General features: G+C 41.4%; 17 protein-coding genes, 1 pseudogene and 1 riboswitch. Of the genes and pseudogenes, 6 read left to right on the top strand and 12 right to left on the bottom strand.

Annotation, left to right across the window (positions count from 1 at the left end; translation table 11 throughout):
• Positions 1-85: 85 nt before the first annotated feature.
• Positions 86-877 (bottom strand): NAD(+) diphosphatase, encoded by a 792-nt coding sequence (gene nudC / locus H1X92_RS02155; RefSeq protein ID WP_180558658.1) that lies wholly within the window; start codon positions 875-877, stop codon positions 86-88.
• A gap of 175 nt (positions 878-1052) precedes the next feature.
• Positions 1053-1170: riboswitch (TPP riboswitch) on the top strand.
• A 132-nt stretch (positions 1171-1302) separates the two neighbouring features.
• Here nudC and thiC point away from each other — a divergent pair.
• From thiC to thiH, 6 genes and pseudogenes are all read left to right on the top strand, one after another.
• A pseudogene (gene thiC, locus H1X92_RS02150) lies at positions 1303-3237 on the top strand (phosphomethylpyrimidine synthase ThiC).
• Positions 3221-3874: a thiamine phosphate synthase gene (gene thiE / locus H1X92_RS02145; RefSeq protein ID WP_180558657.1), complete on the top strand. Its 654-nt coding sequence runs from the start codon at positions 3221-3223 to the stop codon at positions 3872-3874. Before thiC ends, thiE begins: the two are co-directional and overlap by 17 nt.
• Complete coding sequence (locus H1X92_RS02140) at positions 3867-4616, top strand: HesA/MoeB/ThiF family protein (protein ID WP_180558656.1); 750 nt, start codon at positions 3867-3869, stop codon at positions 4614-4616. Before thiE ends, H1X92_RS02140 begins: the two co-directional genes overlap by 8 nt.
• A gap of 2 nt (positions 4617-4618) precedes the next feature.
• A complete protein-coding gene (gene thiS / locus H1X92_RS02135; RefSeq protein WP_180558655.1) occupies positions 4619-4819 on the top strand; it encodes a sulfur carrier protein ThiS in 201 nt (66 codons plus the stop codon).
• Positions 4820-4822: 3 nt separating this feature from the next.
• On the top strand, positions 4823-5593 hold the full coding sequence (locus tag H1X92_RS02130; protein WP_180558654.1) for a thiazole synthase: 771 nt from the start codon (positions 4823-4825) through the stop codon (positions 5591-5593).
• The gene (gene thiH, locus H1X92_RS02125; protein ID WP_370520616.1) at positions 5593-6711 is read left to right on the top strand and encodes a 2-iminoacetate synthase ThiH; all 1119 of its coding nucleotides are present in this window, start codon (positions 5593-5595) and stop codon (positions 6709-6711) included. Before H1X92_RS02130 ends, thiH begins: the two co-directional genes overlap by 1 nt.
• 144 nt (positions 6712-6855) lie before the next feature.
• Here the strand turns inward: thiH and H1X92_RS02120 are convergent, their stop codons facing one another.
• From H1X92_RS02120 to tuf, 11 genes are all read right to left on the bottom strand, one after another.
• Complete coding sequence (locus H1X92_RS02120; protein ID WP_225506409.1) at positions 6856-7686, bottom strand: polysaccharide deacetylase family protein; 831 nt, start codon at positions 7684-7686, stop codon at positions 6856-6858.
• A gap of 102 nt (positions 7687-7788) precedes the next feature.
• Positions 7789-8190 (bottom strand): hypothetical protein, encoded by a 402-nt coding sequence (locus tag H1X92_RS15710; RefSeq protein ID WP_233458115.1) that lies wholly within the window; start codon positions 8188-8190, stop codon positions 7789-7791.
• 74 nt (positions 8191-8264) lie between these two features.
• Positions 8265-12491, bottom strand: a complete 4227-nt coding sequence (rpoC, locus tag H1X92_RS02115) for a DNA-directed RNA polymerase subunit beta' (protein ID WP_180558653.1) — start codon at positions 12489-12491, stop codon at positions 8265-8267.
• Between the two features lie 115 nt (positions 12492-12606).
• Complete coding sequence (gene rpoB / locus H1X92_RS02110; protein ID WP_180558652.1) at positions 12607-16635, bottom strand: DNA-directed RNA polymerase subunit beta; 4029 nt, start codon at positions 16633-16635, stop codon at positions 12607-12609.
• 345 nt (positions 16636-16980) lie between these two features.
• A complete protein-coding gene (gene rplL, locus H1X92_RS02105) occupies positions 16981-17349 on the bottom strand; it encodes a 50S ribosomal protein L7/L12 (protein ID WP_180558651.1) in 369 nt (122 codons plus the stop codon).
• Positions 17350-17410: 61 nt separating this feature from the next.
• A complete protein-coding gene (gene rplJ, locus H1X92_RS02100) occupies positions 17411-17908 on the bottom strand; it encodes a 50S ribosomal protein L10 (protein ID WP_180558650.1) in 498 nt (165 codons plus the stop codon).
• Between the two features lie 305 nt (positions 17909-18213).
• Positions 18214-18915 carry a 50S ribosomal protein L1 gene (gene rplA / locus H1X92_RS02095; RefSeq protein ID WP_180558649.1) on the bottom strand — a complete coding sequence of 234 codons (702 nt, stop codon included), beginning with the start codon at positions 18913-18915 and terminating at the stop codon, positions 18214-18216.
• Between the two features lie 3 nt (positions 18916-18918).
• On the bottom strand, positions 18919-19347 hold the full coding sequence (gene rplK / locus H1X92_RS02090) for a 50S ribosomal protein L11 (protein ID WP_026823564.1): 429 nt from the start codon (positions 19345-19347) through the stop codon (positions 18919-18921).
• A gap of 149 nt (positions 19348-19496) precedes the next feature.
• Positions 19497-20042: a transcription termination/antitermination protein NusG gene (gene nusG / locus H1X92_RS02085; protein ID WP_180558648.1), complete on the bottom strand. Its 546-nt coding sequence runs from the start codon at positions 20040-20042 to the stop codon at positions 19497-19499.
• A gap of 1 nt (position 20043) precedes the next feature.
• Positions 20044-20427, bottom strand: a complete 384-nt coding sequence (gene secE, locus H1X92_RS02080; RefSeq protein ID WP_026823562.1) for a preprotein translocase subunit SecE — start codon at positions 20425-20427, stop codon at positions 20044-20046.
• A gap of 277 nt (positions 20428-20704) precedes the next feature.
• A partial coding sequence (gene tuf, locus H1X92_RS02075; protein ID WP_180558647.1) for an elongation factor Tu occupies positions 20705-21888 on the bottom strand: 1184 nt, incomplete at its 5' end.

Genomic DNA, 21888 nt, shown 5'->3' with positions numbered 1-21888 from the left:
TAAAAAATTGCCATTATCATCGTGTATTTGCCTTTTTATTGTTGCCTAGATGTGCAACAGCTTTGTTATAGCGTGATTAATATTGTTATTTATATAAGTTATAATTCTCTTGTCGACATAAAGCCAGTGTATCTTCAATTAACCGGCGAGCAATGGTATCAGGAGGCGGTATCTGCGGTAATTTATTATAATGATACCAATCTGCACTAATTAACTCATCAGGATTAGCCTGTATTTCACCACTAACATAATCAGCTAGAAAACCTATCATTAATGAATGAGGAAAAGGCCATGGCTGAGAAGCGACATAACGAATGTTACTAATGACAATATTACTTTCTTCTTTTACTTCCCTTTTCACCGCTTCTTCAATTGTTTCACCTAGTTCAACAAATCCGGCTAAGACTGTAAATATTGGCTTTTTTTTATGGCGGCGATGTTGTGCTAATAAGATATGATCAGCACGCCGGATAGCAACAATAATACAGGGCGCAATTTGTGGATAATAGCGCTCATGACAATGACCACACAAGCATGCCCATTCAGTTAAGCTGGTTGTCATTTTGTTGCCGCAATAGCCGCAATAATGGTGTGAGCGGTAAAATTCTGCCAGTTGAATACCTCGTCCAACCAGTTTAAATAGCCCCCCATCTTCATTGGCAATCCGTCGTGGTGAACACATATCTGTTGGTGATTTTGCCATAATTAACCAAATCGTTTCCGCCTGCCATTCACCAATAGGGAGAGCCTCTTTTCCTATTAGTGACCAAAATTGGGCTGAACCTTTCGGTAAATCACCATTTGGTAACCAAATTCGACCGCCAAAACTAACAACCCACCAACCTGTTTCTGTTCCGGCTAATTGTTTTCTAATCATATAGCTCAGTTCTTCTATATTTTATTGTTCGGTGAATTTTAAAAATATGTCTTGCTTGATCCTAATTAATATAGGCTAACCCATTTTCATCAATATCGAGTAACTATTCTGACTAAAGGTTGTTTGATGAAGAAGTTATCCATTGCAGTTTTCATTATCTCTCTTATATACTGGCATTATCTTGTCGGAGTGCCTAGTAGGTTTAACAATATCTACAGGCTGAGACCGTTAATTCGGGATCCGCGGAACCTGATCAGGCTAATACCTGCGAAGGGAACAAGAGTAATCAACCTGCGATTATGACTTATCAAAAGTAAGTAGCGCAATTATTATACTATTACTCTCACCGAGCTCCAGACAAGCAATTTCTCAATACAATTTATCTCTTTTATGTAAACTCTTTGTAATGATTTTAGGAATTTGCTATGTCTAAGAATATTATTGCAACCAGTGATATAGGTGTTACCACAAATACCAGTTCCCCACGAAAAGTACAACGTGAAGCGACACAACGTTTTCTCGATAATCTACAAAATATCAGCTTTCCCGGCTCAAAACGGATCTACTTAACTGGTTATCACTATAATACCCAAGTTCCTATGCGTGAAATTCAACTTTCACCGACCTTGGTTGGCGGTACAAAAGATAATCCATTGTTTGAAGAGAATGAGGCAATACCGGTCTATGATACTTCAGGTGCCTATGGCGATCCTGATGTTACGGTGGATATTAAAGTGGGTTTAAAAAAATGCCGCCAACATTAGATCTTCGATCGCAATGATACTGAACCAGTTAAAAAGCCAAGCTCCTATTTTACCCAACAACGACTCGCTGATGCCGGATTGAATTATCTTCGTTTCAATCACCGGCCACAACCATTAAAAGCCAAAAGCGGAAAAAGCATCACGCAATTGCACTATGCTCGTCAAGGGATAATCACAGCTGAAATGGAATTTATTGCGATCCGCGAAAATATGGGACGGGAGCGTATCAATAGTAAAATATTAACTCAACAGCATCCAGGTCAAAGCTTTAGTGCTACTTTGCCAAATAACATTACCCCTGAATTTGTTCGACAAGAAGTTGCTGCTGGTCGTGCCATTATTCCAGCCAATATCAACCATCCTGAAGCCGAGCCAATGATTATTGGTCGAAATTTTTTGGTAAAAGTTAATGCTAATATCGGTAATTCCTCAGTCACTTCATCGATTGAAGAAGAAATTGAAAAACTAATCTGGGCGACGCATTGGGGAGCCGATACCGTAATGGATTTATCGACTGGCCGTTACATCCATGAAACGAGAGAATGGCTGTTGCGTAATAGCCCTGTTCCTATCGGTACTGTGCCCATCTACCAAGCATTGGAAAAAGTCAATGGCGTTGCAGAAAATTTGAGCTGGGAAATATTTCGCGACACCCTGCTTGAGCAAGCCGAATAAGGGGTAGATTATTTTACTATTCATGCCGGTGTCTTATTACGCTATGTGCCAATGACCGCCAATCGCTTGACTGGTATTGTCTCTCGCGGTGGCTCAATTATGGCAAAATGGTGTTTGTCCCATCATCAGGAAAACTTTTTGTATAGTCATTTCGAGGAAATTTGTGCAATCTGTGCTGCTTACGATGTATCTTTGTCCCTTGGCGATGGATTACGACCAGGCTCTTTACAAGACGCCAATGATGAAGCGCAATTTGCTGAATTATATACATTAGGCGAATTAACTAAGCTAGCCTGGCAATATGATGTTCAAGTTATGATCGAAGGACCGGGGCATATCCCAATGCAAATGATCCGCCGTAATATGACGGAAGAATTAACCCATTGTCATGAAGCGCCATTCTATACTTTAGGGCCTTTAACCACCGATATCGCACCTGGTTATGATCACTTTACCTCGGGTATCGGAGCGGCTTTAATTGGTTGGTTTGGTTGTGCCATGCTCTGTTATGTCACGCCAAAAGAACATTTAGGCTTACCTAATAAGGAAGATGTAAAACAAGGACTGATTACCTATAAAATTGCCGCCCATGCTGCTGATCTCGCTAAGGGCCATCCTGGGGCGCAAATTCGAGATAACGCCTTATCCAAAGCACGATTTGAGTTCCGCTGGCAAGATCAATTTAATCTCGCTCTCGATCCTGAAACCGCACGTGCCTACCATGATGAAACTTTGCCACAAGCAGCGGGTAAAGTGGCCCATTTTTGCTCAATGTGTGGGCCTAAATTTTGCTCAATGAAAATTTCGCAACAAGTCCGTGAACATGCTGCACAAATGGCACAAATGTCGGCAACATTTCGCACCCAGGGCAGCGAGCTATACCACAGCATGGAGACAATTTCCGATGACAAAATGGCCTGAGCACGCATTTGCATCGACAGAACAGAAACTTGGTCTGTACCCAGTCGTTGATTCTGTCGAGTGGATCAAGCGCTTGCTTAACGCCGGCGTTACCACTATTCAATTAAGGATCAAAAATCCATTAGCCAACAACCTTGAAGCAGATATTAAGCAGGCTATTATGCTAAGCCAACGATATCAAGCCCGCCTATTTATTAATGATTATTGGCAGTTAGCTATAAAACATGGTGCCTACGGTGTCCATTTAGGGCAAGAAGATATTAATTTCGCTGATCTAAATCGCCTACAAAAAGCGGGCTTGCGCTTAGGAATTTCAAGCCATAATCAACAAGAACTCGCCAGAGCAAAGCAGTTAAGACCCTCTTATATTGCATTAGGCCATATATTTCCTACTAGTACAAAATTAATGTCTTCCTCACCACAAGGATTAATTAGCCTAAAACAGCAAGTAAATGTCACACCAGATCACCCAACTATTGCTATAGGCGGTATTACTTTAGCTCGTGTTCCCGCAGTGCTTGCAACAGGCGTAGGAGGTATTGCCATGGTTAGTGCGATCACCAAATCGCCTGACTGGCCGAAAGTTGTTGCTCAGTTACTCTATCTCATTGAAGGTAAGGAAATGAGCCATGCTTGATGATGCTATTTTTATGCGCTATAGCCGCCAACTATTACTTGAAGAAATCGGTTATCAAGGTCAACAAAAATTAACAACAAGCAAAGTGCTTATTGTCGGATTGGGTGGACTTGGTTCACCGGCGGCACTTTATTTAGCTGCTGCCGGGGTCGGTGAACTCTGGTTGGCCGATAATGATAAACTACATCTTTCAAATCTACAGCGACAAATTCTTTACCATACACAAGATATTTCTCAGCCTAAAGTCACATTAGCAGCAAAACAACTTAATCAGCTCAATCCACAAACCAAAGTGAAAACTTTTGCCAAAAAACAAAACTATCATTCACTGCGAACGCTGGTTCGCGATACGGATCTGATATTGGATTGTACTGATAATATGTCAACTCGCCAGGCAATTAATGCGGCATGTGTGGTGGAAAAAAAGACACTCATTAGTGGTAGTGCGGTAGGTTTCAACGGTCAATTATTAGTTCTTGAACCTTCCTATAACCAAGGCTGCTACGCTTGTCTTTATCCTAATATGAATGAACCTTATCGTAACTGTCACAAGGCCGGAGTTTTAGGACCGGTTGTTGGCGTTATCGGCTCGCTGCAAGCCTTAGAAGCCATTAAATTATTAGTCCATTTACCCTCATCGCTCAGTGGAAAACTGAAATTATTCGATGGTAAACAATATAGCTGGCATACCTTGCAACTTAGCAAAGCGAAAAGCTGTTTAGTGTGTGGAACCAGGAGATAAATATGCACATTTTGCTAAATGATCGAATGATCGAAATTAACAGTTCGATCACGATCACCCAGTTATTTGATCAGCTGAAACTTAATACGTTAGGTATTGCGCTAGCAATTAATCAGATCATTATTCCGCGTGAAGATTGGAATCATCACTATATTAACCATCAAGATAAGATCCTGTTATTCCAGGCCATTGCCGGAGGCTAAATTATGTTAAAAATTGCTGATACCATTTTTCAATCACGTTTATTTCTCGGTAGCGGAAAATTCGCAAATTCATCATTGATGATCCAGGCCATTCAAGCTTCTGGTAGTCAATTAGTCACCATGGCGATGAAACGGATTGATTTAATTAATAAAAATGATGACATTTTGCTACCATTACAAAAAATTGGCGTCAAATTATTACCGAATACTTCGGGTGCTAAAAATGCACAAGAAGCTCTATTTGCTGCCCGCTTAGCTCGTGATGCCTTAGCCACAAATTGGATAAAATTGGAGATCCACCCCGATACAAAATATTTATTACCTGATCCAATTGAGACGTTAAAAGCGGCTGAATTGTTGGTAAAAGAAGGTTTTATTGTTTTACCTTATTGTAGTGCCGATCCTGTCTTGTGCCGACATTTAGAGGAGGTAGGTTGCGCTGCGGTGATGCCTCTTGGTGCACCTATCGGTAGCAATAAAGGATTAATTACCTATGATTTTCTACAAATTATAATTGAGCAAGCCTCAATCCCTGTTGTTGTTGATGCAGGACTTGGTGCACCCAGTCATGCATTAGCCGCCTTGGAGATAGGAGCCGACGCGGTACTGGTAAATACCGCTATTGCCGTTGCTAATGATCCGGTTGCCATGGCACACGCCTTTCGTATTGCCATTGAAGCAGGTGATATAGTACAAACTGCCGGACTTGCAGCGCAACAGCAGCAAGCCGCACCCTCTAGCCCTTTAACACAATTCCTTGAGGCATTTCAATAATGGCGTCTTTTACTGAAATTTATCAGCAACTTGATTGGCATCAACTGGTAATACAAATTAACAGTAAATCACCTCAAGAGGTTGAAAAAACGATTTGCGCAGATAGACTGTCATTAAATGATTTTATGGCTCTCATTTCACCCGCAGCCTATCCTTATTTGGAAGTTATTGCTCAAAAAGCGCAGAAATTAACCCGCCAGCGTTTTGGCAATATTGTTAGCCTTTATGTACCACTCTATCTGTCTAATCTGTGTGCTAATGATTGTACTTATTGTGGTTTTTCTATGCACAACCCGATCAAACGAAAAACGCTTAACGAAACAGAGATTATTGCAGAATGCGAGGCGATACGTTCCATGGGATATAATAATTTATTGCTTGTAACTGGTGAACACCCAAGTAAAGTGGGCATGAATTATTTCCGTCAATATATACCATTAATTAGACAATATTTCAGTTCGCTATTAATGGAGGTTCAACCATTAACAATAGCGGAATATAGAGAGCTGAAAAAAATTGGCTTAGATGGTGTACTGGTATACCAGGAAACTTATCATCAACCAACTTATCAGCAACACCATTTACGTGGAAAAAAGCAAGATTTTTTTTGGCGGCTAGAAACACCCGATCGCCTTGGTCAGGCCGGTATTGATAAAATTGGTTTAGGGGCACTAATCGGATTATCCAATAATTGGCGGGTTGACTATTATCTAGTAGCAAACCATCTATTTTATCTACAAAAAAAATATTGGAAAAGCCGTTACTCTATTTCTTTCCCAAGAATACGCGCCTGTATTGGTGGTATTAAGCCTGCATCTACTATCCAGGAAGCAGAATTAGTGCAATTAATTTGCGCTTTCCGTTTATTGGCGCCCGAAGTCGAGCTTTCATTATCCACCCGTGAATCGCCTTTTTTTCGTGATAACATTATTCCACTGGTTATCAATAATCTTAGCGCTGGCTCAAGAACCCAACCTGGTGGTTATGCTAAACATCATCAAGCACTGGAGCAATTTGCTACCTATGATAACCGCAGCGCAAAAACCATCGCTAAAGTCATTATCGATGCTGGACTTCAACCTGTTTGGAAAGATTGGGACAACCATTTAGGACGTTGATAAAACACCACCTTAATTGGTGGTGACAACCCGTTTGCTCAATCAAGCTGTTAATTTTTTAATTAGTTGCTTTCAACTTACGAAATAGAATAAAACTTTGCCTATTCACGATCTAATCTATAGTGATATCTTAATAACTCGTCTTTATTGATCAACAATAATGTCTTTATTAATAATTTGTTGCTGCCCATTACCCACCATTTGCGCAAACTTTTTTATGGGATCATCGCGCAATGCATATAACCGTTTTAAGGCATAAGGATTATCACCCAGTTTCACTTTACCTTGAATAGTCGTCAATGCCAAAATCATACCCGAAGCCTCGGCCGCTTCCATTACTTGTTTATTATATGCACCAAAAGGATAGGCCAAGTAACGTTGAAAGGGATTAAACGGTGCTAATTCACGCCGGGAACGGCTAAAATCAAGTTTTACCGTACGATATGATCGACTAAAAATAATCGGTTGATTTTTATTATCTAATCTATGCATAAAATGGGAGTGAGATTGAATGTCAAAGACATCACGGCTCTCTTTCAACTCATGTCTGCTCATAAATTGTAAACCATTCGGATCCCATTTTTGATCATGAAATTTAATACGTGAGGAGATAACGAATAGCGTTGCCAACTGACCGTGAGCTTTTAAGATTGGATAAGCATAGCGATAAACAGATTTTAAACCATCATCAAAGGTTATACTGACTACCTTACCTGGTAAATTAATTTTTTTCTTTAAATAACCATCAACTTCATCCAACGTAATTGTTTGATAACCCGCATGTTTTAAGTAAGCCATTTGTGCCTTAAAGGCTGCTACTGAAGTGGTGGTTGAGGTATGACGAAATAATTTATTTTCATTATTAGGCAGTAAATGGTGATAAGTCAGAATTGGGATCCCTTTATCTAATGAAGCATCCCCACCATCAATAAAAGCTAGTCTACCGCCAAGATCAATAATAAACCAAGAGCTCATTGGTGTTGAGTTGTGCTTAACCTTCTTCGCTATCTGATTAAGCACTGGATAACGTAAATTGGCGGAGAGAAAACCAATAATCTTGCTTTTCTCATCTGCATCTTAATAGATGGCGGTTTGTTTTGTCGTCACTAAATAGTCATAAACGGGCTTATCTAATAGTTTTAAAGTATCCGTTGGAAACTGATTTTGTTTTACCTCAGAAGCTTTTTGCTGAGTAATATAACCATCACTATTACCAAAATGAAAACGGTAAAGATTATTTTTCCCCGGTTGCATGAGTAAAAGCGAATTTTTCAATAACCAACCAGCTTGCCGTATTTTTCCTCCCACGACTGCATAAATCACACTGTCTTGGTTAACTTTCATAGGTTTACTGAACTCAGCATTCGGACGCTTTTCAAACAATGGAACCATGTTGTTTTCCGCATACAGTGGAAAACTGAGAAAAAAAGAAATAAAAATACTCAATGTATATAAAGTAATAAAACGGCAGCGTATCATTAATTTAATATTCTCCATAATATAGCTATAAAAATGCCCTCATTATGAGGGCATTTTTTACAGATCAAGCTGCATTATTCATGGTCTTGATTACCAAAACCCGCATTTAGCAATTCTGCCAAATTCGCCGTTGCCTCATCAGCACTAACTTGTGATGACTCGACAGGTTCATTAACCATGTGACGGCGACGCATCCGATCTTGGTGATATGCATAACCTGTACCAGCAGGAATTAGACGACCAACAATGACGTTCTCCTTCAAACCACGAAGTTCATCACGTTTTCCAGCAACCGCAGCTTCAGTAAGCACACGGGTTGTTTCCTGGAATGACGCTGCTGAGATAAAGGACTCTGTCGCTAGAGACGCTTTGGTAATACCTAGCAGATCACGACTAAAGGTTGCCGGTACTTTACCATCTTGCTCTAATTTGCGGTTCGCTACTTTCACGCGGGCGTACTCTACTTGTTCACCTTCCAAAAATTCAGAGCTACCAGCATCAGCAATGGTCACCTTACGTAACATCTGCCGAACGATAACTTCAATATGTTTATCGTTAATTTTAACGCCTTGTAGACGATAAACTTCTTGAACTTCATTCGTGATATAACGAGCAACAGCATGCGCTCCACGCAAACGTAAAATATCATGTGGTGATTCTGGACCATCAGAAATCACATCACCACGCTCAACTCGCTCACCTTCAAAGACATTAAGCTGGCGCCATTTAGGGATCATCTCTTCGTATGCATCACCACCATCTATTGGTGTGATCACTAGGCGACGTTTACCTTTAGTTTCCTTACCAAAAGAAATAATACCGCTAATTTCAGCCAGAATAGCCGGTTCTTTTGGTCGACGCGCTTCGAATAGATCTGCAACCCGTGGTAAACCACCAGTAATATCCTTAGTACCACCAGATTCTTGTGGAATACGAGCTAAGGTATCACCAATATTAATCGCCGCACCATCATCCAATTGAACAATCGCTTTACCAGGCAAGAAATATTGCGCTGGCATATCAGTACCCGGAATTAATACATCATTGCCTTTCGCATCAACAACACGCAATGCAGGACGTAAATCTTTACTACCCGCCGTACGCTCAGCTGTATCAAGCACAACAATTGATGATAAGCCCGTTAGTTCATCGGTCTGACGTATAATAGATTGTCCATCTGCCATATCAGAGAAACGAATAATACCCGCAACTTCACTGATAACCGGCATGGTATGTGGATCCCAGTTCGCAACGGTTTCACCACCATTAACTCCGTCACCATCACCTTTATTAAGGTGTGCGCCATATGGTACTTTATAGCTTTCTTTGGTTCGACCAAATTCATCTACCACTCGTAATTCTGTATTCCGAGAAGTGATAACTAAGTGACCTTCAGAATTTTTTACAAACTTGGCATTAACCAGTTTGATATTACCTTTGTTACGTACCTGAATACTCGATTCCGCAGCAGCACGTGATGCCGCACCACCAATGTGGAACGTACGCATTGTCAACTGTGTGCCCGGCTCCCCGATTGATTGAGCAGCAATAACACCAACTGCTTCACCTTTATTGATGATATGACCACGCGCTAAATCTCGTCCATAACATTTCGCACAGACTCCAAAGTCAGTTTCACAACTTACAACAGAGCGCACTTTTACGCTATCAACCGAGTTGGCTTCCAGTTCATCACACCATTTTTCACTTAATAAGGTGTTACGTGGTATTAAAATATCAGCTGTACCCGGTACTAATATATCTTCTGCTGTGACTCGACCCAAGACACGCTCACGTAAAGGTTCTTTAACATCACCACCTTCAATAACCGGGGTCATTAAAATACCATCGTGAGTACCACAATCATCCTCAGTGACAACCAAATCTTGTGCAACATCAACTAAACGACGGGTTAGATAACCTGAGTTTGCTGTCTTCAAGGCTGTATCGGCTAGACCTTTACGTGCACCGTGTGTTGAAATGAAGTATTGCAATACGTTCAGACCTTCACGAAAGTTAGCTGTGATGGGTGTCTCAATAATTGAACCATCTGGCTTGGCCATCAAACCACGCATACCCGCTAACTGACGGATCTGTGCCGCAGAACCACGCGCACCAGAATCAGCCATCATAAAGATGCTGTTAAACGAAACTTGTTGCTCGTCTTGGCCTTCGCGGTTAACAACGGTTTCAGTGGATAAATTTTCCATCATCGCTTTTGCGACCCGCTCATTAGCCGCAGCCCAAATGTCAATAACTTTGTTATAACGTTCGCCCGCAGTAACTAAACCCGACTGGAACTGTTCTTGAATCTCAGCAACTTCAGCTTCAGCTTCAGCAATAATGCTGGCTTTCTTCTCCGGTATTACCATATCGTCAATACCAACAGAAGCCCCGGAACGCGCAGCATAAGCAAAACCGGTATACATGATCTGGTCGGCAAAGATAACCGTTGGTTTTAAACCTAAAACGCGGTAACAAGTATTAAGCATTTTAGAAATTGCTTTTTTACCCAACGGCTGATTAACCAATGAGTATGGCAGACCTTTTGGTACGATCATCCATAAGATAGCGCGACCAATGGTAGTATCAACTAACTGAGTTCCAGTCTCAACATTACCTTCACCATCACGCACTTCTTCTGTAATACGTACTTTAACGCGAGCATGTAAGGATGCTAAGCCGGCACGATAAACCCGTTCAGCTTCTTTCGGTCCAGACAATACCATGCCTTCACCTTCAGCATTTACACAATCACGTGTCATATAGTACAAACCAAGCACCACGTCTTGAGAAGGTACAATGATAGGTTCACCACTGGCTGGCGACAAAATATTATTTGTCGACATCATTAAGGCACGTGCTTCTAACTGCGCTTCTAAAGTCAGCGGGACGTGAACAGCCATCTGGTCACCGTCAAAGTCAGCGTTATAAGCAGCACACACTAAGGGGTGTAACTGAATAGCTTTACCTTCAATCAGAATAGGTTCAAATGCCTGAATGCCGAGACGATGCAGTGTTGGCGCGCGGTTTAGCATCACTGGATGTTCACGAATCACTTCATCGAGAATATCCCAGACGACCGCTTCTTCACGCTCAACCATCTTCTTAGCCGCTTTGATCGTTGTCGCTAATCCACGTAACTCCAATTTACCATAAATAAATGGCTTAAATAATTCTAATGCCATTCTCTTAGGCAAACCACATTGGTGCAAGCGAAGATAAGGGCCCACCGTGATAACGGAACGGCCTGAGTAATCAACCCGTTTACCAAGTAAGTTCTGCCGGAAACGCCCTTGTTTACCTTTGATCATATCAGCCAAAGATTTCAGCGGACGTTTATTCGAGCCGGTAATCGCACGTCCACGACGGCCATTATCCAGCAATGCGTCAACCGCTTCTTGTAGCATGCGTTTTTCATTACGTACAATGATATCAGGCGCCGCCAAATCCAATAGACGCTTTAAACGATTGTTACGATTAATAACGCGACGATATAAATCATTTAAATCAGAAGTAGCAAAGCGGCCGCCATCTAGCGGAACAAGCGGACGCAAATCCGGCGGTAATACCGGTAATACATTCAGAATCATCCACTCAGGCTTATTACCAGACTGAATAAATGCTTCTAGTAGTTTGATACGCTTAGTTAATTTCTTACGTTTAGTTTCAGAGTTAGTTGTATTTAACTCTTCACGCAAAACTTCACACTCTTGCTCTAAATCAAGATTTTTTAGCAAAGATTGGATCGCTTCCGCGCCCATTTTAGCGTCAAATTCATCACCAAACTCTTCCAAAGCATCAAGATATTGCTCTTCGGTCAAGATCTGTCCACGCTCTAAGCTTGTCATACCCCCTTCGACCACAACATAGGATTCGAAATAGAGTACTCGCTCAATATCACGCAAAGGCATATCAAGCAACAAACCAATTCGTGATGGTAATGATTTTAAGAACCAAATATGTGCTGTCGGTGAAGCCAATTCAATATGACCCATACGCTCACGACGTACTTTAGTCTGAGTGACCTCAACACCACATTTCTCACAAATCACACCTCGGTGTTTTAATCGTTTGTATTTACCACACAAACATTCATAATCTTTAACTGGCCCGAAAATACGCGCACAGAAAAGACCATCACGCTCAGGCTTGAACGTTCGGTAGTTAATCGTTTCTGGCTTTTTCACTTCACCAAATGACCATGAACGGATCATATCTGGAGAGGCCAGAGCAATTTTGATCGCATCAAACTCTTCGGTTTTAGTCTGTGCTTTCAGAAACTTTAATAAGTCTTTCACGGAATGGCTCCTGTCGGAGTTAAACCTGCGAGGAAGCGGTTTTAGCCACTTCCTCCTAAACCCAGTGTAACAATTTGTAAAGCTTAGTCGCTACTAGGCTTTACAACATCACTTATTACTCGTCTTCCAGTTCGATGTTAATACCCAACGAGCGGATCTCTTTCAACAATACATTGAAAGATTCCGGCATCCCTGGTTCCATCTGATTGTTGCCGTCTACGATGTTTTTATACATCTTAGTACGTCCGTTCACATCATCGGATTTAACGGTAAGCATTTCTTGCAAGGTGTAAGCGGCGCCATATGCTTCCAGAGCCCAAACTTCCATCTCACCAAAACGCTGACCACCAAACTGTGCTTTACCACCCAACGGTTGTTGAGTAACCAGACTATAGGAGCCTGTTGAACGTGCATGCATTTTATCATCTACAAGATGATTCAGTTTCAGCATATACATATAACCAACTGTCACCTGACGTTCAAATTTCTCTCCTGTACGGCCATCATACAATGTAATCTGACCAGAAGTCGGCAACTCAGCTAAAGTCAATAGTTCTTTGATTTCCTTTTCTTTTGCACCATCAAAGACCGGTGTTGCAATTGGCATACCTTTCTTCAAATTATGTGCTAACCGCAGAACTTCTTCATCAGAAAAGGTACTGAGATCAACTGTTTGACGAGGATCATCTCCTAAGTCATAAGCTTTCTGAATAAATTCTCTCAATTTGGCTACTTCACGCTGTTGTTTCAGCATGGTATTGATCTTATCGCCAATACCTTTCGCAGCCATACCCAAATGGGTTTCCAGAATCTGACCAATATTCATACGTGATGGTACGCCCAGTGGGTTCAAAACGATATCAACAGGGTTACCACTTTCATCGTAAGGCATGTCTTCAACTGGGTTAATTTTGGAAATAACCCCTTTGTTACCATGACGACCAGCCATTTTATCGCCTGGTTGAATTTGACGTTTTACTGCCAAATAAACCTTGACGATTTTTAATACGCCTGGCGCTAAATCATCACCTTGTGTGATCTTACGACGTTTAGCCTCTAGCTTCTTCTCAAATTCAGCTTTAAGCTCATCATACTGCTCAGCCAATTGCTCTAACTGATTTTGTTTTTCTTCATCCTTCAACGATAATTCTAACCAACGCTCACGCGGTAATTTATCCAGCTTGTCACCTTCAATACCGCCATTAGTTAGTACTGCTCTGATACGGGCAAATAAACCGGCTTCAAAGATACGCAACTCTTCAGTTAAGTCTTTCTTCGCATCACGAAGCTGCATTTCTTCAATTTCTAATGCACGTTTATCTTTCTCTACCCCATCGCGGGTAAAGACTTGTACATCAATAACCGTTCCTGATACCCCATTAGGTACCCGCAGTGAAGAATCTTTGACATCAGAAGCTTTTTCACCAAAAATAGCGCGCAATAATTTTTCTTCTGGCGTTAATTGCGTTTCACCTTTCGGTGTTACCTTACCAACCAGAATGTCGCCGCCCGTTACTTCGGCGCCGATATACACAATACCTGATTCATCCAATTTAGATAGTGCAGCTTCACCTACGTTAGGAATATCTGCAGTAATCTCTTCTGGCCCTAACTTAGTATCACGCGATACACAAGCTAATTCCTGAATATGAATGGTAGTAAAACGATCTTCTTGTACCACTCGTTCAGAGACCAAAATAGAATCTTCAAAGTTGTAACCATTCCAGGGCATGAACGCAACGCGCATATTTTGACCAAGTGCCAATTCACCTAAATCGGTCGATGGTCCATCAGCCAAAACATCACCGCGCTCTATCGGCTCGCCCAGCGCAACACATGGCATCTGATTAATACAAGTATTCTGATTTGAACGCGTATATTTTGTCAGATTATAAATATCAATGCCGGCTTCACCAGGATACATCTCATCTTCATTAACTTTGATAACTATACGTGAAGCATCTACATACTGGACAGTACCACCACGTTTAGCAACTGCTGTTACCCCAGAGTCAACAGCAACGGCTCGTTCCATACCCGTTCCAACGAGGGGTTTATCTGAGCGTAACGTAGGTACTGCTTGACGCTGCATGTTCGCACCCATCAATGCACGGTTAGCATCATCATGCTCAAGAAATGGAATTAATGAAGCACCAACAGACACAACCTGTTGGGTTGAAACGTCCATATATTCTACTTGATCTTGGCTAAATAGGCTGGATTCACCTTTATTGCGGCAAGTGATTAATTCTTCAACAAACCGACCATCATCATCTAAAACAGTATTCGCCTGAGCAATGATGTAGTTGCCTTCTTCAATCGCTGACAAATAATGAATTTCATCAGTTACGATACCATCCCGCACTAAACGATAAGGTGTTTCCAAAAAGCCATACTCATTGGTTTGTGCATAGACAGACAATGAGTTAATCAAGCCGATATTCGGCCCTTCAGGAGTCTCAATGGGACATACACGTCCGTAGTGGGTTGGGTGTACGTCACGAACTTCAAAGCCTGCGCGTTCACGTGTTAGTCCACCTGGACCTAATGCTGAAATACGACGTTTATGGGTGATTTCCGACAGTGGATTATTCTGATCCATAAACTGCGATAATTGACTTGAGCCAAAAAACTCTTTAACCGCAGCAGAAATTGGCTTCGCGTTAATCATGTCTTGTGGCATTAATGCATCTAAATCACCTAATGACAAACGCTCTTTAACCGCACGCTCTACTCGCACTAAACCAACTCGGAATTGATTTTCAGCCATTTCACCAACCGAACGAATACGGCGGTTACCTAAATGGTCAATATCATCAACTTCACCCTTACCATTACGAATATCAATGAGTTTTTTCATCACATCAATGATATCTTGTTTGCTTAAGATGCTTGAGCCTTCAATCGCATCACGATCAAGTGAACGATTAAATTTCATCCGTCCTACCGCGGAAAGATCGTAACGCTCTTCAGAAAAGAATAAGTTCTCAAACAGATTTTCTGCCGCTTCGCGAGTTGGTGGTTCACCTGGGCGCATCATACGGTAAATTTCAACTAACGCACTTAAACGATCATTGGTTGGATCAGTACGCAATGTTTCTGAAATATATGCCCCGTGATCTAAGTCATTAGTAAATAAGGTCTCAATGGTTTTATAACCACCTTGACTTAGACGTGCCAATATATCCAGAGAAAGCTCTGTATTCGCCGTACAGATCAATTCGCCGGTACTTTCATCAATATAATCTTTAGCTACCACTTTACCTGCAATATATTCAACAGGCACTTCGATACTAGTGATTTTGTCTTTTTCTAGCTGACGAATGTGACGTGCAGTAATGCGGCGACCTTTTTCGATATAGACTTTACCATTGGCTTCAATATCAAAAGAAGCTGTTTCGCCACGCAAACGTTCGGGTATTAACGTCATTAACAGCTTATTATCACGGATTTGAAAAATCGTCTTCTCAAAAAAGAGATTGAGGATTTCTTCGGTACCATAATCCATCGCACGTAGAATAATGGTTGCCGGTAATTTACGACGGCGATCAATACGAACGAAAAGATTATCTTTAGGGTCAAATTCAAAATCTAACCATGAACCACGGTAAGGAATGATACGTGCATTATATAATACCTTACCTGAAGAATGGGTTTTACCTTTATCACTATCAAAAAATACGCCAGGACTGCGATGTAATTGAGAAACAATAACACGCTCTGTACCATTGATAATAAAAGTACCATTATCTGTCATGAGTGGAATTTCACCCATGTAAACTTCTTGCTCTTTTATATCCTTTACTGTGCCTTCTGGTGCTTCACGCTCGTAAATAACGAGACGTAGTTTAACCCGTAAAGGAGCAGAATAAGTGACACCACGGATCTGACATTCTTTAACATCAAATACAGGTTCACCAAGACGATAGCTAACATATTGCAATTCAGCATTGCCGCTATAACTTTGAATTGGAAATACAGAACGGAATGCTGCTTCCAGCCCATTCTGACCTTCTAAATCTTGCTCGATAAACTTAGCGAACGAGTCAAGTTGGATAGATAAAAGATAAGGAACATCCAAAACCTGCGGACGTTTGCCAAAATCCTTACGAATACGTTTTTTCTCGGTATAGGAGTAAACCATAGGGTTCCTCAGCTTGCTGATCAGTGGCCCACTCTGTCCGTCCTAAAGGACAGCATCTGCAACACTATTTTTTGGAACGGAAAACAGATTATTTTCCATAATACTTATTGCTATTACTCTTAAATCATTTCATTGCATTATATAACTACCAAGTTTTAATTGTCAGAGTCATAAACGCAGTATATTAAGTCGTCAATAGCAAAAAGCATTGAAAGGATAACTCAGTAACTAAACAGTGTGAAATATTACTGATACCCTAATACACTTTATAGCGCAAAAAGGCTGGTGACTAAAAAATCACCAGCCGTCAGCCTATAAAATCAGGCTGCCAACTTAAAGCAAAGCTTATTTAATTTCAACAGAAGCACCCGCTTCTTCCAGCGATTTCTTCAATGTTTCAGATTCTTCTTTGCTTACTGCTTCTTTAATTGTTGCTGGCGCTGATTCTACCATGTCTTTAGCTTCTTTTAGCCCTAAACCAGTTGCCGTACGAACAGCTTTAATAACCGCAACTTTGTTAGCACCGATAGCAGACAAGATAACATCAAATTCAGTTTTTTCTTCAGCTGCTTCAGCTGCACCTGGTGCAGCAACCGCTACTGCTGCCGCAGCAGAAACACCAAACTTATCTTCCATCAAAGTGATCAGCTCAACAACATCCATTACAGACATGGCTGCAACTGCATCAAGAATTTGTTCTTTAGTTATAGACATAACAAGGGTTCCTAAAATTCAGAAATATTTTATACGTTAAAAAGCAACGACAGAAATAAACTTAAGCAGCTTCTTTCTGATCGCGTAGTGCCGCCATAATGCGAGCCAATTTACCTGCAGAGGCTTCTTTCATGGTTGACATCAGACGCGCAATTGCTTCTTCGTAAGTTGGAAGAGTTGCCAAACGATCAATTTGATTCGCTGGAATAAACTCTCCTTCAAAGGCTGCTGCTTTAATCTCGAATGCTGGATTCGCTTTGGCGAATTCTTTAAACAAACGAGCTGCTGCGCCCGGATGTTCTTTAGAAAAAGCAATCAAGGTTGGACCAATAAACGCTTCTTTAAGGCACTCGTAAGTAGTACCTTCAACAACACGGCGCATCAACGTATTACGAACAACACGAAGATAAACACCGGCTTCGCGACCTGCTTTACGCAGTTCAGTCATTTTATCTACAGCTACACCGCGGGAATCCGCGACAACTGCAGACAGCGCACCTTTGGCTACTTCGCTGACTTCAGCAACAATCGCTTGTTTGTCTTGAAGATTTAGTGCCATTAGCTTCTTGCTCCTGGATTAACCGGGTTATCCCGGGACTCACATCACTCAAAACATCCCATATGTTTGAGCGTTAAAATACGGTGAGCAGAATCCAGAAATTAATCTTAGTGGCTCTGTCACCGTCTACGTAGGATATTAAGTAATTACTTACACCTACGGTCTTGGACGGGGCCTGGATAAGGCCAGGCACCAACCTAAATTCAGAGTTTGTTATCACTACTAAAATAGAGATAACAAACATAGGGCGTCAAATTCTATACAAATTTAACATAAAGGTAAAGCAAAAAATAATATTCAAAAAATTACGCTGAAGCAGATAATTCTGCTTGATCAACGGCAACGCCTGCCCCCATTGTGGTAGATAGGCTAATTTTCTTAATATAAACACCTTTAGCAGAAGATGGTTTTGCTTTTTTCAACGCAACCAGTAGTGCTTCAAGATTTTCTTTTAATTTACTATCGTCAAAGTCAACCTTACCAATAGTGGTATGAATGATACCGTTTTTATCATTACGATAACGGATCTGTCCCGCTTTGGCATTTTGTACCGCTTCAGCAATATTAGGCGTTACGGTACCAACTTTAGGATTTGGCATTAAGCCACGAGGGCCTAAAATCTGACCTAACTGGCCAACAATGCGCATTGCATCTGGCGAAGCAATAACAACATCGCAGTTCATTTCGCCCGCTTTAATTTTATCAGCCAGATCTTCCATGCCAACTAATTCAGCTCCAGCAGCGGTTGCTGCTTCAGCATTGGCTCCTTGAGTAAATACAGCAACACGAACAGAACGACCTGTCCCATGCGGTAAAACCGTTGCACCACGAACATTTTGATCAGATTTACGTGCATCAATGCCGAGATTAACTGCAACATCCACGCTTTCTACAAATTTAGCAGTCGCTAATTCTTTCAAAAGTGTAATTGCTTCAGAAATATCATATTGTTTAGTTGCATCAATTTTTTCACGGATAGTGCGCATACGCTTGGTTAGTTTAGCCATTGATTAACCCTCCACTACCAAGCCCATGGAACGAGCAGTACCTTCAATTGAACGCATCATCGCTTCAATATCAGCCCCTGTCATATCCGCAGCTTTAGTTTCTGCAATTTCACGAATTTGTGCGCTGGTTACTTTGCCAACTTTCTCTTTATTTGGTTTGCCTGAACCTGACTTAACACCTGCTGCTTTTTTCAGTAATACAGCGGCTGGTGGTGTCTTGGTTATGAATGTAAATGAACGGTCTGAATAGACAGTAATTACAACTGGAATTGGCAAGCCTTTTTCTAAGCTATCTGTTTTAGCATTAAACGCTTTACAAAATTCCATGATATTCACACCTTGCTGACCTAAAGCCGGGCCAACTGGTGGACTAGGATTAGCCATGCCTGCTGCAACTTGCAGCTTAACATAGGCTTGTACTTTCTTAGCCATGCATAATTTCCTCTAATTGGGTAATGTCGCTTCAATTATGAAGCTCCCCTGTGTATATAATGACCTGTACGATTTTCAGGCCATAAAAAAATAAAAGCGCGGAATTGTAGCCAAATTTCCCGCCTTTTACAAGCAAGTTGTCAAGTGTATTACACTTTTTCTACTTGACTGAAATCTAACTCTACCGGTGTTGCACGACCGAAAATAGAAACCGATACTTTGAGTCGGCTCTTTTCATAGTCAACTTCTTCAACCACACCATTAAAGTCGGCAAATGGACCATCACTAACACGAACCATTTCTCCTGGCTCAAACAAGGTTTTTGGTCGTGGCTTATCCCCTACTTGCTGCAAACGATTCATAATCGCATCAACTTCTTTATCGCTAATAGGAGCTGGGCGATCTGGTGTACCACCAATAAAACCCATAACACGTGGTACACTACGCACTAAATGCCAGCTATCATCATCCATGGTCATTTGAACTAAAACATATCCGGGAAAGAATTTTCGTTCACTTTTACGACGTTGGCCACTTCGGATTTCCATCACTTCTTCCGTTGGCACCATCACTTCACCAAACTTATCTTCCATAGCATGTAACTTGATATGCTCACGCAATGACTGGACCACTCTAGCCTCAAAACCAGAAAATGCTTGAATAACATACCAGCGTTTTTTAGGGGATTCAGACATTTTAGAACCTCAGGCCTGTAATAAATGAAACTAAACGCACCAGTATACCATCTAATCCCCAAAGAATTAGTGCCATAACGGCAGTAACTGCCGCAACAATTAATGTTGTCTGTAATGTTTCCTGGCGCGTTGGCCAAATGACTTTACGCATTTCAATACGAGCTTCGCGAGCAAATGCTAAAGTTGCTTTTCCTTTTGCTGTCCACAATGCAATGCCACCAGCAAGCGCGGCAATAGCAACAACTGCTATGACACGTAATGCAAGATTGTATTGTCGGAAATAATAATTACCAACAATAGCAATAACTAAAAGAATCGCGACTAATACCCATTTTGCTACATCAAAACTACGTCCGCTTTCTTGAGCATCGCTATTCGCACTCATAAATCAACCCGTTACTATGATATAATAAAAAGTCAATTTGCCTCGTAAAACAATTCAAATTTGACCGAAATAAAACATACCACTATTGTATCTCACTTTACGCCATAAACCAGTATGACATTCAACTATTGAGAGACATCCAATAATTCTTTATATCAGAGCCTATCTCACCAATAATTGACCATATAAACTATTGATGAGATAGGTTCTTAAGTTATCTAAGCTAGTATAAAAAAGGCACCAGATGATGCCCTTTTTACAATTATTGCTTTAAAGATCAAGCAATAATTTTAGCCACGACACCCGCACCAACTGTACGACCGCCTTCTCGGATCGCAAAACGCAACCCTTCATCCATCGCGATTGGCGCTATCAACGTCACTTTCATGTTGATATTATCGCCTGGCATTACCATCTCCACGCCTTCTGGCAATTCGATTGTGCCCGTGACATCCGTCGTTCTAAAATAAAACTGGGGACGATAACCTTTAAAGAATGGCGTGTGGCGTCCGCCCTCATCTTTGCTCAAAATATAGACTTCTGATTCAAATTGAGTATGCGGTTTGATTGAACCTGGTTTGGTCAATACTTGACCTCGCTCTACATCTTCACGCTTTGTACCACGTAATAATACACCTACGTTCTCTCCTGCACGTCCTTCGTCCAACAGTTTGCGGAACATTTCTACGCCCGTACACGTAGTTTTCGTCGTCTCTTTAATCCCTACTATTTCGACTTCTTCACCAACTTTTACTATACCACGCTCTACTCGACCTGTTACTACCGTTCCACGGCCTGAGATTGAAAACACATCTTCAATTGGCAACAAGAATGGCTTATCTATCGCACGCTCTGGCTCTGGAATATAGCTATCCAACGCATCGGCTAACTCAATAATTTTCTCTTCCCACTCTGCAACGCCTTCCAGCGCTTTCAACGCTGAACCTCTGATTACCGGCGTGTCATCTCCTGGGAAATCATACTGAGAAAGCAACTCACGTACTTCCATTTCAACCAGTTCCAGCAACTCTTCATCATCAACCATGTCACATTTGTTTAGGAAAACGATGATATAAGGAACTCCTACCTGGCGGCCTAATAGGATATGCTCACGTGTTTGTGGCATTGGGCCATCGGTTGCTGCTACCACTAAAATTGCACCGTCCATCTGTGCCGCACCGGTGATCATGTTTTTTACATAATCTGCGTGGCCTGGGCAATCTACGTGGGCATAATGGCGGCTAGGGGTATCGTATTCTACGTGAGAAGTAGAAATGGTGATCCCGCGCGCTTTTTCTTCTGGTGCATTATCTATTTGATCAAATGCTCGCGCATTTCCACCATATTTTTTCGCTAATACGGTAGTGATTGCTGCGGTTAAAGTTGTTTTACCATGGTCAACGTGGCCGATTGTACCAACGTTAACGTGCGGTTTTTTACGTTCAAATTTTTCTTTAGACA

Source organism: Arsenophonus endosymbiont of Apis mellifera, from assembly GCF_903968575.1.
Classification (GTDB): Bacteria; Pseudomonadota; Gammaproteobacteria; order Enterobacterales; family Enterobacteriaceae; genus Arsenophonus; species Arsenophonus apicola.
This window is presented reverse-complemented; position numbering and strand designations above follow the sequence as displayed.

Coding starts and splice junctions, on each gene's coding strand:
- nudC (WP_180558658.1), bottom strand. CDS start 877: ATGATTAGAAAACAATTAGCCGGAACAGAAACAGGTTGGTGGGTTGTT.
- thiE (WP_180558657.1), top strand. CDS start 3,221: ATGACAAAATGGCCTGAGCACGCATTTGCATCGACAGAACAGAAACTT.
- H1X92_RS02140 (WP_180558656.1), top strand. CDS start 3,867: ATGCTTGATGATGCTATTTTTATGCGCTATAGCCGCCAACTATTACTT.
- thiS (WP_180558655.1), top strand. CDS start 4,619: ATGCACATTTTGCTAAATGATCGAATGATCGAAATTAACAGTTCGATC.
- H1X92_RS02130 (WP_180558654.1), top strand. CDS start 4,823: ATGTTAAAAATTGCTGATACCATTTTTCAATCACGTTTATTTCTCGGT.
- thiH (WP_370520616.1), top strand. CDS start 5,593: ATGGCGTCTTTTACTGAAATTTATCAGCAACTTGATTGGCATCAACTG.
- H1X92_RS02120 (WP_225506409.1), bottom strand. CDS start 7,686: ATGAGCTCTTGGTTTATTATTGATCTTGGCGGTAGACTAGCTTTTATT.
- H1X92_RS15710 (WP_233458115.1), bottom strand. CDS start 8,190: ATGATACGCTGCCGTTTTATTACTTTATATACATTGAGTATTTTTATT.
- rpoB (WP_180558652.1), bottom strand. CDS start 16,635: ATGGTTTACTCCTATACCGAGAAAAAACGTATTCGTAAGGATTTTGGC.
- rplL (WP_180558651.1), bottom strand. CDS start 17,349: ATGTCTATAACTAAAGAACAAATTCTTGATGCAGTTGCAGCCATGTCT.
- rplJ (WP_180558650.1), bottom strand. CDS start 17,908: ATGGCACTAAATCTTCAAGACAAACAAGCGATTGTTGCTGAAGTCAGC.
- rplA (WP_180558649.1), bottom strand. CDS start 18,915: ATGGCTAAACTAACCAAGCGTATGCGCACTATCCGTGAAAAAATTGAT.
- rplK (WP_026823564.1), bottom strand. CDS start 19,347: ATGGCTAAGAAAGTACAAGCCTATGTTAAGCTGCAAGTTGCAGCAGGC.
- nusG (WP_180558648.1), bottom strand. CDS start 20,042: ATGTCTGAATCCCCTAAAAAACGCTGGTATGTTATTCAAGCATTTTCT.
- secE (WP_026823562.1), bottom strand. CDS start 20,427: ATGAGTGCGAATAGCGATGCTCAAGAAAGCGGACGTAGTTTTGATGTA.